This window comes from Palleronia abyssalis (assembly GCF_900302445.1).
In the GTDB taxonomy this organism is placed as follows: Bacteria; Pseudomonadota; Alphaproteobacteria; order Rhodobacterales; family Rhodobacteraceae; genus Palleronia; species Palleronia abyssalis.
Genome location: NZ_ONZF01000001.1, coordinates 38,717 through 53,211 on the forward strand (window position 1 = coordinate 38,717; position 14,495 = coordinate 53,211).

Annotated in this window: 13 protein-coding genes; 8 read left to right on the plus strand and 5 right to left on the minus strand. The window is 64.1% G+C overall.

Features of this window, described 5'->3' with window-relative positions; genetic code table 11:
- The first annotated feature begins 33 nt into the window (after positions 1-33).
- Positions 34-1,581: a trimethylamine methyltransferase family protein gene (locus PAA8504_RS00210; protein ID WP_108892772.1), complete on the plus strand. Its 1,548-nt coding sequence runs from the start codon at positions 34-36 to the stop codon at positions 1,579-1,581.
- Here PAA8504_RS00210 and PAA8504_RS00215 read toward each other — a convergent pair.
- Positions 1,574-1,870, minus strand: a complete 297-nt coding sequence (locus tag PAA8504_RS00215) for a DUF6477 family protein (protein WP_108892169.1) — start codon at positions 1,868-1,870, stop codon at positions 1,574-1,576. The genes PAA8504_RS00210 and PAA8504_RS00215 overlap by 8 nt on opposite strands.
- Positions 1,871-2,373: 503 nt before the next feature.
- Here PAA8504_RS00215 and PAA8504_RS00220 point away from each other — a divergent pair.
- From PAA8504_RS00220 to PAA8504_RS00235, 4 genes are all read left to right on the plus strand, one after another.
- A complete protein-coding gene (locus PAA8504_RS00220; protein WP_306419508.1) occupies positions 2,374-3,162 on the plus strand; it encodes a DUF6456 domain-containing protein in 789 nt (262 codons plus the stop codon).
- 159 nt (positions 3,163-3,321) lie between these two features.
- Positions 3,322-4,359 (plus strand): histidine kinase dimerization/phosphoacceptor domain -containing protein, encoded by a 1,038-nt coding sequence (locus tag PAA8504_RS00225; protein ID WP_181375648.1) that lies wholly within the window; start codon positions 3,322-3,324, stop codon positions 4,357-4,359.
- A gap of 79 nt (positions 4,360-4,438) precedes the next feature.
- Entirely contained in the window at positions 4,439-5,386 is a 948-nt protein-coding gene (gene lipA, locus PAA8504_RS00230; RefSeq protein ID WP_108892172.1) for a lipoyl synthase, read from the plus strand.
- Between the two features lie 57 nt (positions 5,387-5,443).
- Complete coding sequence (locus PAA8504_RS00235) at positions 5,444-6,094, plus strand: HAD family hydrolase (protein ID WP_108892173.1); 651 nt, start codon at positions 5,444-5,446, stop codon at positions 6,092-6,094.
- A gap of 613 nt (positions 6,095-6,707) precedes the next feature.
- Here PAA8504_RS00235 and PAA8504_RS00240 read toward each other — a convergent pair.
- Positions 6,708-7,490 (minus strand): enoyl-CoA hydratase, encoded by a 783-nt coding sequence (locus PAA8504_RS00240; RefSeq protein WP_245897471.1) that lies wholly within the window; start codon positions 7,488-7,490, stop codon positions 6,708-6,710.
- 76 nt (positions 7,491-7,566) lie between these two features.
- Here PAA8504_RS00240 and PAA8504_RS00245 point away from each other — a divergent pair, with 76 nt between their 5' ends.
- The gene (locus PAA8504_RS00245; RefSeq protein WP_245897472.1) at positions 7,567-7,992 is read left to right on the plus strand and encodes a PaaI family thioesterase; all 426 of its coding nucleotides are present in this window, start codon (positions 7,567-7,569) and stop codon (positions 7,990-7,992) included.
- Here PAA8504_RS00245 and rocF read toward each other — a convergent pair whose 3' ends face one another.
- Genes rocF through PAA8504_RS00260 form a run of 3 tightly spaced genes read right to left on the minus strand, consistent with a single transcriptional unit; the run spans position 7,993 to position 9,983 of the window.
- Positions 7,993-8,907 (minus strand): arginase, encoded by a 915-nt coding sequence (rocF, locus tag PAA8504_RS00250; protein ID WP_108892174.1) that lies wholly within the window; start codon positions 8,905-8,907, stop codon positions 7,993-7,995.
- Between the two features lie 39 nt (positions 8,908-8,946).
- Positions 8,947-9,408, minus strand: a complete 462-nt coding sequence (locus PAA8504_RS00255) for a disulfide bond formation protein B (RefSeq protein ID WP_108892175.1) — start codon at positions 9,406-9,408, stop codon at positions 8,947-8,949.
- Positions 9,405-9,983 carry a YqaA family protein gene (locus PAA8504_RS00260; RefSeq protein WP_108892176.1) on the minus strand — a complete coding sequence of 193 codons (579 nt, stop codon included), beginning with the start codon at positions 9,981-9,983 and terminating at the stop codon, positions 9,405-9,407. Before PAA8504_RS00260 ends, PAA8504_RS00255 begins: the two co-directional genes overlap by 4 nt.
- Before the next feature lie 82 nt (positions 9,984-10,065).
- On the opposite strand from PAA8504_RS00260, the gene ypfJ reads away from it, so the two are divergent.
- The gene (gene ypfJ, locus PAA8504_RS00265; RefSeq protein ID WP_108892177.1) at positions 10,066-10,923 is read left to right on the plus strand and encodes a KPN_02809 family neutral zinc metallopeptidase; all 858 of its coding nucleotides are present in this window, start codon (positions 10,066-10,068) and stop codon (positions 10,921-10,923) included.
- Between the two features lie 51 nt (positions 10,924-10,974).
- Positions 10,975-14,466: a transcription-repair coupling factor gene (gene mfd / locus PAA8504_RS00270; RefSeq protein ID WP_108892178.1), complete on the plus strand. Its 3,492-nt coding sequence runs from the start codon at positions 10,975-10,977 to the stop codon at positions 14,464-14,466.
- The last annotated feature ends 29 nt before the right edge of the window (positions 14,467-14,495 follow it).

Below are 14,495 nucleotides of genomic sequence, written 5' to 3' on the forward strand. Positions count from 1 at the left end.
TACGTGTGCGTGAAGTTCGACGCAGGGGGCACCATGAGCGATACGGCGACACGCAAGCGGAGCAGGGGCACGGGCGGCGGTGCCGCGCGCCGGGCCGAGCGGACGGCGGTCCGGATCGAGGCCGCCCGCTATATCGAGCGCAACATCCCGAACTTCGAGATCCTGAACGAGGAGGCGCTCGAGATCATCGAGGCCAACGCGGAGACGTTGCTGGAAGAGGTCGGCGTCGTCTTTTCGGAAAACCCCGCCGCGCTGGATCGCTGGCGCGAGGTGGGGGCCGACGTGCAGGGCGACCGGGTCCGGATGCCCAAGGGTTTAGCCCGCAAGCTTTGCCAGACAGCACCCGGCAGCTTCACCCAACATGCGCGCAATCCGGAACGTTCGGTCGAGATCGGCGGGCGCAACCTGATCTTGGCGCCAGTCTATGGCCCCCCTTTCGTGCGCGACCGCGAGGGCGGACGTCGGTATGCGACGATCGATGATTTCCGCAATTTTGTCCGCCTTGGTTACATGTCGAAATGGCTCCACCATTCCGGCGGAACGGTGTGCGAGCCGACGGATATTGCGGTCAACAAGCGCCATTTCGACATGTTGCTGGCGCACATGACCCTGTCGGACAAGCCCTTCATGGGGTCTGTCACCGAACCCAGCCGCGCGCAGGATTCGGTCGACATGTGCAAGATCCTGTTCGGCGACGCGTTCGCGACCGAGAACACGGTGATGACGTCTCTCATCAACGTGAACTCTCCGCTGACCTTCGATGCCACCATGATGGGCGCCTTGGAGGTCTACGCGGAAAACATGCAGGCCTGCATCGTGTCGCCGTTCATCGTCGGCGGGGCAATGGCCCCGGTCACTGTTGCCGGAACGCTGACGCAGGTGCTCGCCGAAGTCATGACCGGCGTCGCTTATTCACAGATGATTCGCCCGGGCGCGCCCGTGATCGGCGGGGCGTTCGTCACCTCGATCGACATGAATTCAGGTGCGCCGACGTTCGGAACACCCGAAGCGTCTTTGATTACCTACGGGGCCGGGCAACTGATGCGTCGGCTCGGCTTGCCCTACCGCTCGGCGGGATCGTTCACGGGGTCGAAACTGCCGGACGCGCAGGCCGCGTACGAGACGTCGAACTCGCTCAACATGGGATTGCTGTCTGGCGTGAACTTCATGCTTCATGCTTGCGGCTGGCTGGAAGGTGGCCTCGTCGCCTCGATGGAGAAATTCGTGATGGACGCCGACCAGCTCGGCGTGCTGCATACCATCGCGAAGGGCGTGGACATGAGCGAAGCCGGCCAAGCCATGGATGCCTTGCGTGAGGTCGGTCCCGGCGGCCATTTCCTAGGCTGCGCCCATACACAGGCGCATTTCAAGGACGCGTTCTGGCGATCGCAACTGTTCGACTACAAGCCGTTCGAGACTTGGTCCGAAGAGGGTGGGCGGGATACTGCGCGACTGGCGGAAATCAGGGTCGAGAAGCTGCTGAACGACTACCAGCAGCCTGGTCTGGACCCCGATATCGCCGGGCGGCTTGAAGACTATGTTGCCGGACGCAAGTCCGAAATGCCCGACGCCTTCAGCTGACCGCGTTTGCGGTCGCATTCAAAAGCTGCGCCTCGGCCATAAGCGCCGTAAGGCATTCGACATGGGCCGCGATCGAATAGGTCGCGCGCCCTTCTTTGCGTCCTGCCTCCAGTTCCGACTCGAGCCGTGCCAGGCCGCGAAGAGACGTGCGCCCGGGCAGCGGCACGGAACCGTCGAGCAAGCGCGGCAGGACAGCTTCCCTGCGATATGTCCCGAGACCGAACCGGGCCGCACTGACCAACAGGCGAGGGCGGCGGAGACCGGCAAGGGAGAAGTCGATAGCGCTCATGGCGTGTTTCCTTTTTCTGAACAACGCCATCCTTTTGCCACGTTTTACCGCCGCGTTGCCGCATTCACCCAAGCAACGTACGCATCCGCGACTCTCGGTTAACAGAATGTGGCTTTTCTTTGTCAGGCAGGTTGGTCGTTAACTAGACGTCAACAATAGATACCCATTGGTAATGCCGCGGATCACCGCGGCCTGTCCAGAATGGCGGCCGCCTGCGACAACAATGGGGAAGGCGCACGATGTCATACCTGTCGTCCGGGGCTGAACGCCCTGCCGATACAGTGCCGGAATACATCAGGTTTTACCTGGCTCACACCGTTGAGGGGCGCTCTATCCGCTCCCTCGCCAGGCATGCGGGATGTCATGCCTCGACGGTTCTGCGCCAGGTCCGGCGCTGCGAACAACGTCGCGACGACCCTCTCATTGATCTCGCATTGTCCAGATTAGGGAAACAGTGTGAGGGATCGAAACACCCCAGAGGTGCAGATATGGAAACGCCGCAGATGACCGCCTTGACGACCGCAAACGACTGGCCCGACACCACAGCAATCGACGACGAGGCGCGCAGGGTCCTGCGCCGTCTGGTCGAACCCGGGGCCTGCCTTGCCGTGGCCGAAGGAATGGAGAAGGCCGTGATCGTCCGCGAAGGCGAGGACGGAAACACAATCCGTACGGGCACCGTGGACAGCATCATCGCCGAGTCGATGGCCTTGCGCGACTGGATCGCGTGCACAGCGTCCGGCCGGGTATTGCGGTACAGGATCACGACGGCGGGGCGAACTGCGCTCAAGACCCTGCTGGCCGCGAGCGAGAACGAGAAGGCCCGCGCTTCGTCCGACGAGGATGCGGACGATCGCCGCGGTCGCCCGACCGTAGCGGAAAGCCCGTTGTCCATGCTGGCCCGGCGCCGGGACCGCGACGGTTCGCGGTTTCTGGCCCCCGATATGGTACGCGCCGGCGAACGGTTGAGAGAAGAGTTCGAGATCGCCTCGATGGGATCAGTGCCGGAAGGCGGGTGGGAGGCGCTTCTGACCGCTTCTGTCCCTTCCGACGGATCCTTGCGCGGGGCAGAGGGTGCGCAGGCCCGGCTGGCCGCGGCACTCGCAGATTTGGGTCCGGGTCTTGGTGATATCGTGCTGCGGGTATGCTGCCAGCTCGAAGGCCTTGAGTCCGTCGAGAAGCGGATGGGATGGGCTGCACGGTCGGGCAAGATCGTCCTGCGGATCGCCCTCGAACGGCTGGCGCGCCATTTCGAGCGGGAGAGCGTCGCGGGTGGTGGCCTTATCGGCTGAAAGCAGCTGCATGGGTTGGGTGGAACGGCGCATTTTCAGTCGCTTCCCGCCCGATCCGCGATAGGGGTGGAGGCTTGCAGGTTTTCTTGCTACCGGCAGGGCAAAGATGGATATGTTTGCCTGATGTTCACCCCTGAATCAGTACGCGCCAGACGAACCTTGCTACGCCAGTATGGCCTGTCCGATTCAGTGGATCTGAGTTCGCTGAACGATATTGTGACCCTGGCTGTTCGCATGTGCGAAGTGAAGACGGGAACCATTACCCTGTTCGGGGACGACCGCCAGAGATACGTCCTCAATATCGGAATGAAGATTTCCGAACTTCCGCTGGACGAGACGATCTGTGCCCATGTGCTGTCGGAAACCGGCGTGACGGTCATTCCCGACACCCAAGCGGACCAGCGGACGCGGGATTTGGCCGTGTGCAACGGGATCGAGGGGTTCCGCTTCTACGCCGCCGCGCCGCTTCGCGCCGGGAACGGGCGGGTGATCGGCACGCTTACCATGCTCGATCCCGAACCCCGCGATCTGAATGACGACCAAAGAATGCTGCTGGTTGTGATGGCCAAGCAAGTGATGGCGCAGCTGGACCTCCGGCGGGCCTTGCGGCGCGCCGATCTGATGCGCCGTGAAGTGGATCACCGGGTCAAGAACTCGCTCCAGTCGGTGGCCTCTCTGACGCGGTTGCAGGCCCGCCGTGTCACCAGCACGGAGGCCCGCGAAGCGCTGGAGATCGTATCGCGCCGGATCGACACGGTGGCCGCGCTGAACTCCGAGCTTTACCGCATCGGCAATGATCGGAAGGTCGGTCTTTCGGGGTTCCTGGCCTCGGTTATCGATCTCATTCGCTCTTCCGCGCCCGAGCGGGTGACGATCTCGCTCGAATGCGCTGATGTGAACATTTCGGCGCGCCATGCGGGCAGCCTTGCGATCATCGTGAACGAATTCACCACGAACAGCTTCAAGCATGCGTTCCCGGACGACCGCGCAGGTCATATCGAGATCAGTGGCCGTCAGACCACGCCGGGGACGTTCGTACTGACCTGTCGCGATGACGGCATCGGTTTTTCAGGGCAGGCCCCGGGCAATGGTTTGGGCTTCGCCATCATCGACAGTGCCGTCGAAAGCGTCGACGGAGAAATCGAGCGGGGCGGCGAAGCGCCAGGGCACGAGATCAAGGTCGAGTTCGGCATCTGATCCTCGCCGGACGCATGGCCGCATTCCGTGGACTTCGCGGCGCAGGGCGTTTATCTGCAGGTCAAAGCAGGAGGATCCCATGCCCCGCGATCTGAAGATGCCGGCCGAACGCCACCCCGAAAAAGCCCACCGCCCGGAGACGCCGCGGGTGAAGAAGCCCGACTGGATCCGGGTCAAGGCCCCATCGGGCGAAGGCTACAAGGCCACGCGCGAGATCATGCGCGAGCATAAACTGACGACGGTCTGCGAGGAAGCCGGCTGCCCGAACGTGGGCGAATGCTGGTCGCAGGGTCACGCCACGATGATGATCATGGGCGAGATCTGCACACGCGGCTGCACCTTCTGCAACGTGGCGACGGGGCGTCCCGACGCGCTGGACGTGTTCGAGCCGGGCCGCGTGGCCGATGCGGTAAAGAAGCTGGGGCTGAACCACGTCGTCATCACCAGCGTGGACCGCGATGACGTGGACGACGGGGGGGCTGCGCATATTGCACAGACCATTCGCGCCACCCGCAAACAATCACCTGGAACCACGATCGAGGTTCTGACGCCCGACTTCCTGCGTTGCGGCCCCGATGCGTTGGAGACCGTTGTCGAGGCACGCCCCGACGTGTTCAACCATAACCTTGAAACGGTCCCCGGCCTTTATCCAGAGGTGCGGCCCGGCGCACGGTATTTCCACTCGCTGCGTATCCTGCAGCGCGTAAAAGAGCTCGACCCGACGATGTTCACCAAGTCTGGAATCATGGTCGGGCTGGGCGAGGCCCGGCAGGCCGTGCACCAGGTGATGGACGACATGCGGGCCGCGGACGTCGACTTCATCACCATTGGCCAATATCTCCAGCCGACGTCGCGCCATCATGCGGTGGACCGCTATATCACCCCCGAGGAATTCGCGAGCTACGAGAAGACGGCGTGGGGCAAGGGGTTCCTGATGGTCTCAGCCACGCCACTGACCCGGTCCAGCTATCACGCAGGCGACGATTTCGCGCGGCTCAAGTCCGCCCGCGACGCGAAATTCGCCTGAGGTCTGCGAACCGGGCGTGGAATTATCCGTTGGGCGGCAAAGCCTGAAAGGATTGCCATGCCCGCCCCACGCGTGATCGCCTTCGACGTGATCGAGACGCTGTTCCCGCTCGATCCACTTCGTGCACGGCTTGCCCGGATCGGTCTGTCCAAAAGCGACCTCGAGCCATTCTTCGCGTCCTTGCTGCGAGACGCGTTCGCACTGGATACCTGTGGGGTGTACCGTCCGTTCAAAGAGGTCGCCTCTTCGACACTGACGCAAATGGGCGTACCGGAAGATCGGCACAACACACTGTTCGACGGCTTTTCGCAGCTCGACGCCCATGGGGACGTGCGCCCGACGTTCGAGCGTTTGCAGGGGGAAGGGGTCCCCATTCTATGCCTGACGAACGGGAACCCGGATGTGACGCGGACCCTGTTGGACCGCAATGCACTGGGTGATCTGGTGACGCGGACGATTTCGATCGACGAAATCGGCGTTTGGAAGCCGCGCGCGCAAGTTTACACCTACGCGGCAAACCAGATGCACGTCGCACCCGGCGAGATGGCGCTGGTCGCTTGCCATGCCTGGGATTGCCAGGGGGCAATGTCCGCGGGGCTTATTTCGGGGTACGTGAAACGCACACAGCCCTATGGGACCGCGATGACCGAGCCGCACGCCATGTCCGATACGCTTCCTGAAACGGTCGATCAGCTTCTGCGGTTATAGAGCGTATTTCTGCTTTCACGTTTCAGGTTTCACCGCTGGCTTTATCTGAGTTTCTTACCTGCATGACAGGTGGGTAGCATGGCAAACCGGTTGGGATGCGAGACCTGATCAACGCGCGGATGGTGCAAAGCCCGATCCGGAACCGAACGCCGTGGTCGTAGAACCGGCAGATTACCGCGGGATCGCCATTCACCGTTTCTCGGTCTGGCGGTTTTTCCTTCGCCCAGTCTTTTGCTGGACCACGAAAAAGAGGCGCAAGCTGTCGAGCAGAGCGGCCTGAGATCCGGCAGGCGCGCCACATCTGGATCACACGACGCCAATAGTTCTGCTCTACGCGCTGACGCGCCTTGGTTTCACGATGAGACGCCGCTCAAGGCGAACATGGCCAAGATCACCGAATGATCCCCAAAAGGCGCTACAGCTCGGATCTGAACCCCTCCTAGATGGCGTTCGCGAAGTTCAAGACGCCGATCCGGAGAGCCGTCGCCAGAACCTATGACGCTCTATGGCAAGCGGTCGGGCAAGTCCGCGCTCTCTTCACCGAGGAAGAGTGCTACCAGTTCTTCAAAGTCGCCGGATACGAAACCGATTAGACGCAACACGCTCTGGACATTCAATCCTGCGACCATCCCGGCGGGCGCTTGTCCAGAAACGCTGTGATCCCCTCATCGGTGTCGGCATCGAGCATGTTCTGAACCATGACCTTGCCCGTGTGCTCGTAGGCCGCGGCCAGAGGCATCTCCGCCTGGTCATAGAACGCACGCTTTCCGACGCGCACGGCCGAGCCCAGTTTGCCGGCCACAGTCTGCGCCAGCTCCATGGTCGCGTCCGCAAGGGCGTCGGCCGGAACCACGCGGTTGACCAGGCCCAGATCCAGCGCCTCCTCGGCCTCGATCAGGCGACCGGTGGTCAGCATCTCAAACACGCGTTTGCGGGGCATGACCCGCGACAGGGCGACCATCGGGGTCGAGCAGAACACCCCGATATTCACGCCGTTCACGCCGAACCGCGTCCCCACGGCCGCGACCGCCATGTCGCAGGACGCCACAAGCTGACATCCTGCGGCGGCCGCGACGCCGTGCACTTCGGCGATGACGGGCTGGGGGACGCGCTGGATCTGCTGCATCACGGCCGAGCATCGGACGAACAGGTCGTGCCACGCCGCGGCGCCGTGGTCTTCGTCCTGCCGTTTGGCCTGCATCTGCTTCAGATCGTGGCCGGCGCAGAACGCGCGACCTGCCCCGGCCAGAACGACCGCGCGGATCGCGGTATCATCTTCGAGGTCCGCGAAGGTATCGGCCAACGCAGTCAGCATCTCGTCCGACAGGGCGTTCAACCGTTCTGGCGCGTTCATCGTCAGTCTCGCGACCGCGCCCGTGTCTTCCCGTGTCAGCATGGCAAATCCTCCCTGCATCCGTTCTAGACCCCGACTTGGCGCATCGCCATAGTCGCCGAAAACGACAGGAGCCGCCATGCCCGCGATGGATATCCCCGCCCTTCAGGACTTTCTGGCCCAGGCCTTTCCCCAGGTCGCCCGGGATTTCACGGTCGAGAAGATCGAGGAAACCGCGATCCGCGTGCGCTTGAATGTCGGCGAGCAGCACCTCAGACCCGGGGGCACTGTGTCCGGCCCGTCGATCTTCGCGCTGGCCGATGTCAGTCTTTACCTGATGATCCTGTCGCGCCTGGGACCGGTGGCCTTGGCCGTGACGACGAACTGTTCTGTCGATTTCATGCGCAAGCCGAAGGCGTCGACGGACTTGATCGCCGAAACTAGGCTGCTGAAGCTGGGTCGCGTTCTGGCGGTGGGGGATGTCCTGATCCATTCGGACGGGGATACGGCCCCGGTCGCCCGCGCGTCGTTGACCTATTCCATTCCGCCCGCGCCCCGGGTCTGATCACCCGAAACTGCGCGTGGGCCGGTCGAAGACCCGCTTGCCCAGAAGCGACGCAGTCAGTTCGACCATCAGCCTGGCCGTTCGGCCACGTTCGTCCAGCGCGGGGTTCAGCTCGACCAGGTCCAGCGAGGTGACGAGGCCCGATTCCGACAGCATCTCCATCACCAGATGGGCTTCGCGAAAGGTCGCACCGGCGGGAACTGTGGTGCCGACCGCGGGGGCGATGGAGGGATCCAGGAAATCCACGTCCAGCGACACGTGCAAATCCACATCGCCCGCGGCTGCGACCTGCGCCAGAAAATCCCGCAAGGGCGGGGCGAACCCGGTTTCGTCAATGCCGCGCATGTCGTGCAGCCGAGCTTGGGTCGCGGCCAGGCGGTCCCGTTCGCCCGGGTCGACCGAGCGCAGGCCCATCATGCAGATATTGGCCAGATCGACAGGGTGGGGCAGATCGGGAAACCCGGCGAACCCGTCCTGACCAGTGAAATACGCGACCGGCGTTCCGTGCAGGTTTCCTGAGTCGGTCGTCAGGGGCGTGTGGAAATCGCTGTGCGCGTCCAGCCAGATGACGAAAAGATCGCGCCCCCGGTCCGCCGCCCGCGCCGCCATTCCCGCGACCGAGCCGAGCGCCAGCGCATGATCGCCGCCCAGGAAGATCGGCATCCCACCAATCTCGCGTCCCCGGCGCATCAGGGCATCGGTCCAGGCCGCGACGGCACCTGGGTGGACCAGATGATCGGGCCCCTCCATGGTCCAGTCTTGGCCGGGATCGACGTTGCCGAAATCGGTTACCCCGTGCCCCAGCCCGCGCAAGGTTTCCGCGATCCCGGCCACCCTGTAGGCATCGGGACCCATCAGGCAGCCCGCGCGCGTCTTGCCGCAATCCAGCGGCGCTCCGATCAGTGTAATATCCATGCGCCACAGGATGGCCCGGCGCCGGCCCGTGTCCAGAGCCTAGCGCGTCCGAACGGCCGCCCAGATCCAGATACCCGCCAGGACGGCCGAGGCGACGGCGTTCCACGAGGCCATCGACAGGCCGGCGAAGGCCCACGCGACCTCGTCACACATGACGACCTTGTCCACCGTCTCGGTCGACAGCATGTCCGCCCCGCTGAGGCCCGACAGACTGGCACCTCCAGAGCAGGAGCTTGGCCCTTCCCACCAGCCACGCTCCACGCCTGTGTGATAGATACCAAACGCTGCGCTCGTCGCCGCAGCCAGCCCGCCCAGCGCCGCGACCGGCCAACGCGCATATCCCAGCGCGACGACGCCCAGCGCGATGGCCACGCCATGGGGCCAGCGCTGCCAGATGCACAGCTTGCAGGGCGCGTATCCAAAGGCCTGAAAGGTGAAGGCCGCCATCAGAAGGGCCGCCGATCCCGCCGCGGCGAGGATCATGAGGGAACGGGACGTCATAGGTAATGTACCACCATGAATCCGCCGATGAAGACCACGCAAAACAGCGTGAAGACCAAACCCAGCCTTCGTTCGATGAAATCGCGGATGGGCGCGCCGAAGGCGCGCAACAGCGCCGCGACCAGGAAGAAGCGCAGACCACGCGCGGCGATCGACGCCACGATGAAGACCGGTAGCGATAGTGCGGTGGCCCCCGACAGGATGGTGATGACCTTGAACGGGAAGGGCGTGACGCCTGCGATCAGGACCGCCCAGGCCCCGTAGTCGTTGTAGCTCACGCGGAACTCGTCGAACCGGTCGGCCTTGCCGTAGAACTCCAGAACCGGGCGTCCCACCTGCTCGAACAGACCCGCGCCGATGGCGTAGCCCAGAAGGCCCCCCAGGACAGAGGACAAGGTCGCCACGCCAGCGATCAGCCAGGCGCGCCGCGGTGCCGCCAGGATCATCGGGATCATCAGAACGTCGGGTGGGATCGGAAAGACCGAGCTTTCCAGGAACGCGACGACCGCAAGCGCCCAAAGGGCGTTTGGATGGGCCGAAAGCGACAGGGTCCAGTCGTAGAGGCGTCTGAGCATGGTCGCGCATGGACCACGCGCCCGGGGTCCGGTCAAGCGCGAACGATGCGCTATATGCCGCCGAAAGCGAAAGGGACATCATATGCGATGGAAAGGACGGAGGGGGAGCCGCAACATCGAGGATCGCCGCCGCCGGCGCAGCGGCGGCGGTCGAGGCATGGTCGTCGGCGGGGCAGGGGGGCTGGGCCTTGTCGCCGTGGTGGTGATCGGGTGGTTTCTGGGCGTGGATCTGACGCCCCTTCTGAACGACGTGGCGCTGGAAAGCCCGCGCGAAACGACGATCACCGCAGCCGACGAGGAGCGCGCGCAGTTCGTCTCGGTGACGTTGGCCGATACCGAAGAGGTGTGGGCCGATCTCTTCGATACGCAGGTCGGAGAGCCCTACACGCCCGCAACCCTCGTCTTGTTCAAGGGAACGACATCCTCGCCCTGCGGCGGAGCCAGCGGTGCGACCGGGCCATTTTATTGCCCGGCGGACGAGAAGGCGTATCTGGATACCGATTTCTTCGTGACGCTGGATCAACGCCTTGGGGCGGGGGGTGATTTTGCGGCCGCCTATGTCGTGGCGCATGAAATTGCGCACCACGTCCAGAACCTGCTGGGCATCCTCGGGCAAGCCAACGCGGCGCGACGCAGCGCAAGCGAGGCCCAGTCGAACGCCATCTCGGTCCGGGTCGAACTTCAGGCCGATTGCTTCGCCGGGATCTGGGCTCATGAGGCTGACGACAGGTTCGGCAGCCTCGAGAAAGGCGACGTGGCCGAGGCTATGAACGCCGCCGCTCAGATCGGCGACGATACGCTGCAACGGGGCGCCGGACGGACCCCGCGGCCTGAAACATTCACCCATGGCACCGCCGAGCAACGTCAGAGCTGGTTCGCGACGGGCTATGCCAGCGGCCGGATCACGGACTGCGACACGTTCGGTGCACGACAACTCTGACCCGACGGTTTCCATTGACACCGCCGTACCTGCCGTTACCTCAGCCGGGCCATGTCAAACCCCAAGAAAATCACGCTCGGCGGTGCGCCGGAAGGCTTCGACGCCTGCCTCGTCCTCGATGAACTCGGTAAGGGCAGCGCCGTCCTGCATGTTGCGCGCGACGACAAGCGGCTGGCCGCGATGCAGGCAGCGCTTACGTTCTATGACCCGGGCTTGCCGGTTTTCACCTTCCCGGCCTGGGATTGCCTGCCTTACGACCGGGTCAGTCCGAATGCCGATATCTCGGCCCAACGCATGGCGACGCTTGCCGCGCTGACGCACGGGATGCCGAAGCGGTTCGTGCTACTGACCACCGTCAACGCGGCCACGCAGAAGCTGCCCCCGCGCGACACGCTGCGCGAGGCCAGCTTCGTCGCCATAGTGGGCAACCGCATGGACGAAGAGGCGCTGCGCGTCTTCCTCGTCCGCATGGGGTTCACCCAGGCCCCCACGGTGATGGAGCCCGGAGACTATGCGATCCGCGGCGGCATCATCGACGTCTGGCCCCCGGGCCACGAGGCGCCGGTGCGGCTGGACCTGTTCGGCGACACGCTGGACGGCGCACGTCGCTTCGATCCGATGAATCAGCGCACGACCGAGAAGCTGAGCGAGGTCGAGCTTGCCCCTGTGTCTGAGCTGATCCTGGACGAGGCGGCGATCACCCGGTTCCGACAGAATTACAGGATCGAGTTCGGCGCGGCCGGCACCGACGATCCCCTGTATGAGGCGGTCAGCGCCGGGAAGAAGCACGCCGGGGCCGAACATTGGTTGGGCTTCTTCCACGAAAAGCTGGAGACGCTGTTCGACTATCTGCCCGGGGTTACTGTCACGCTGGACGATCAGGTGACGCCGGCGCGTCTGGGGCGGTGGGACACGATCGCGGACCAGTACGACAATCGCCGCGATGCGATGACCAAGAAGGGCCGGGTCGATACGGTTTACAAACCCGCGCCGCCCGAGTCGCTTTACCTGAACGACAAGGCTTGGGAAGCGGCCGTCGCGGATCGCCGCCGCGTGCAGTTTCACCCCCTGGCGCAATCCACCGGGCCGAACGTGGCGGATGCGGGCGGCCGGATCGGACGCAATTTCTCGCCCGAGCGTCAGCAGGAGAATGTCAGCCTGTTCGGCGCGCTGGCCGACCATATCAAGACGAAGCGCCGCGATGGGCAGGTCATAGTCGCCAGCTATTCCGAGGGCGCGCGCGAACGCCTGACCGGCCTTCTGGAGGATGAGGGCGTCGACGGCCCGACCCCGATCCGCGATTTCCGCGCCGTGCCGGACGGCAAGGGCGGTCTTTTCCTTGCGGTCTGGGGCCTGGAACACGGGTTCGAGGGGCCGCACGAAAAACAGAAGCTGACCGTCATCTCGGAACAGGACGTTCTGGGCGACCGGCTGGTGCGCAAGGGACCGAAAAAGCGCCGGGCCGAAAACTTCCTGACCGAGGCGCAATCCCTCAGCCCCGGCGATCTGGTGGTCCATGTCGATCACGGCGTCGGCCGGTTCACCGGGCTGGAGGTCGTGACCGCTGCGGGCAGCCCGCATGAATGCGCGCTGCTTGAGTACCAGGGCGGCGATCGTCTGTATCTGCCGGTCGAGAACATCGAACTGCTCAGCCGGTATGGCCACGAGGAAGGCATCCTCGACAAGCTGGGCGGCGGGGCATGGCAGGCCAAGAAGGCCCGCATGAAGGAGCGGATCCGCGAGATCGCGGACCGCCTGATCCGGATCGCGGCCGAACGCCTGCTGCGCAAAGCCCCGATTCTAGAGCCGCCCGAGAACGCGTGGGAGGATTTCAGCGCGCGTTTTCCCTACGAAGAGACCGAGGATCAGCTGAAGGCCATCGAAGACGTGATGGAGGACCTCGAGAAGGGCGTGCCGATGGACCGACTGATTGTCGGCGACGTGGGCTTCGGCAAGACAGAGGTTGCCATGCGCGCGGCCTTCATCGCCGCGATGTCCGGCGTTCAGGTGGCTGTGATCGCGCCCACGACGCTGCTAGCGCGCCAGCACTACAAGTCCTTTGCCGACCGCTTCCGCGGTTTCCCGGTCGAGGTGCGCCAGCTGTCGCGGTTCGTTTCGGACAAGGATGCCAAGCTGGCCCGCCAGCGGATCACCGAAGGCACCTGCGACATCGTCATCGGCACGCACGCGCTTCTGTCCAAGGGCGTGAAGTTCAAGAACCTCGGGCTGCTGGTCATCGACGAGGAGCAGCATTTCGGCGTCTCCCACAAGGAGCGGCTGAAATCCCTGCGCTCTGATGTCCACGTCCTGACGCTGACCGCCACGCCGATCCCACGGACGTTGCAACTTTCGCTGACCGGCGTGCGGGACCTGTCGATCATCGGGACACCCCCCGTCGACCGCCTGGCGATCCGCACCTACGTCAGCGAGTTCGACGCGGTCACGGTGCGCGAGGCGCTACTGCGCGAGCATTACCGTGGCGGACAATCGTTCATCGTGGCTCCCCGGATCAAGGACCTGCCCGAGCTTGAGGAGTTCCTGAAGACCGAGGTGCCCGAGATCAGCTATATCACCGCCACCGGTCAGATGGCGGCGGGCGAACTGGATGACCGGATGAACGCCTATTATGACGGCAAGTACGACGTGCTGCTTGCCACCACCATCGTGGAATCGGGCCTGGATATTCCCACGGCCAACACGATGGTGGTCTGGCGGGCCGACATGTTCGGGCTTGCCCAGCTTTACCAGATCCGCGGACGAGTGGGCCGCGCCAAGACGCGCGCCTATGCCTATCTGACGACGAAACCGCGGGGCAAGCTGACGGCGACGGCCGAAAAGCGCCTTCGCGTTCTGGGCAGCCTCGACAGCCTCGGCGCGGGGTTCACGCTGGCCAGCCAGGACCTCGACATACGGGGGGCCGGCAACCTCGTGGGCGAAGAACAGTCGGGCCAGATCAAGGAAGTCGGGTACGAGTTGTACCAGTCCATGCTGGAAGAGACGATCGCCAAGCTGAAATCGGGTGAACTGGAAGGCGTGGTCGAGCTTGGCGACAGCGACTGGAGCCCGCAGATCAACATGGGCGTGCCGGTCCTGATCCCCGAGGACTACGTCCCCGATCTGGATGTCCGGCTGGGCCTCTATCGCCGCCTGTCCGACCTGACCACCAAGGTCGAACTGGAGGGCTTCGCCGCCGAGTTGATCGACCGCTTCGGCGAATTGCCGAAGGAGGTGAACACGCTTCTTCTGGTCGTGCGAATCAAGGCCGAGTGCAAGCGCGCCGGCATCGCCAAGCTGGACGCGGGCCCCAAGGGCGCGACGATCCAGTTCCACAACGACAAGTTCGCCTCGCCCGAGGGGCTGGTGAAGTTCATTCAGGCGCAGAACGACTTGGCCAAGGTAAAGGACAACAAGATCGTCGTCCCCCGCGACTGGCAGAAGGACAGCGAGAAGATCAAGGGAAGCTTCGCTATCGCGCAGGACTTGGCGCGGTATGCGAAGGACGCGAAATCGGGGCAGGGGGCCACGAAGCGCAAAAGCGGGTAGGGCGCGGCGAATCCCGTTGCATGGCGTTA

What these genes read in the sequence shown, in the direction of transcription:
- mfd (WP_108892178.1), top strand. Translation starts at nt 10,975, where the DNA reads ATGTCAAACCCCAAGAAAATCACGCTCGGCGGTGCGCCGGAAGGCTTC.
- rocF (WP_108892174.1), bottom strand. Translation starts at nt 8,907, where the DNA reads ATGGATATTACACTGATCGGAGCGCCGCTGGATTGCGGCAAGACGCGC.
- PAA8504_RS00260 (WP_108892176.1), bottom strand. Translation starts at nt 9,983, where the DNA reads ATGCTCAGACGCCTCTACGACTGGACCCTGTCGCTTTCGGCCCATCCA.
- PAA8504_RS00235 (WP_108892173.1), top strand. Translation starts at nt 5,444, where the DNA reads ATGCCCGCCCCACGCGTGATCGCCTTCGACGTGATCGAGACGCTGTTC.
- PAA8504_RS00210 (WP_108892772.1), top strand. Translation starts at nt 34, where the DNA reads ATGAGCGATACGGCGACACGCAAGCGGAGCAGGGGCACGGGCGGCGGT.
- PAA8504_RS00240 (WP_245897471.1), bottom strand. Translation starts at nt 7,490, where the DNA reads ATGCTGACACGGGAAGACACGGGCGCGGTCGCGAGACTGACGATGAAC.
- PAA8504_RS00255 (WP_108892175.1), bottom strand. Translation starts at nt 9,408, where the DNA reads ATGACGTCCCGTTCCCTCATGATCCTCGCCGCGGCGGGATCGGCGGCC.
- PAA8504_RS00215 (WP_108892169.1), bottom strand. Translation starts at nt 1,870, where the DNA reads ATGAGCGCTATCGACTTCTCCCTTGCCGGTCTCCGCCGCCCTCGCCTG.
- ypfJ (WP_108892177.1), top strand. Translation starts at nt 10,066, where the DNA reads ATGCGATGGAAAGGACGGAGGGGGAGCCGCAACATCGAGGATCGCCGC.
- lipA (WP_108892172.1), top strand. Translation starts at nt 4,439, where the DNA reads ATGCCCCGCGATCTGAAGATGCCGGCCGAACGCCACCCCGAAAAAGCC.
- PAA8504_RS00220 (WP_306419508.1), top strand. Translation starts at nt 2,374, where the DNA reads ATGACCGCCTTGACGACCGCAAACGACTGGCCCGACACCACAGCAATC.
- PAA8504_RS00245 (WP_245897472.1), top strand. Translation starts at nt 7,567, where the DNA reads ATGCCCGCGATGGATATCCCCGCCCTTCAGGACTTTCTGGCCCAGGCC.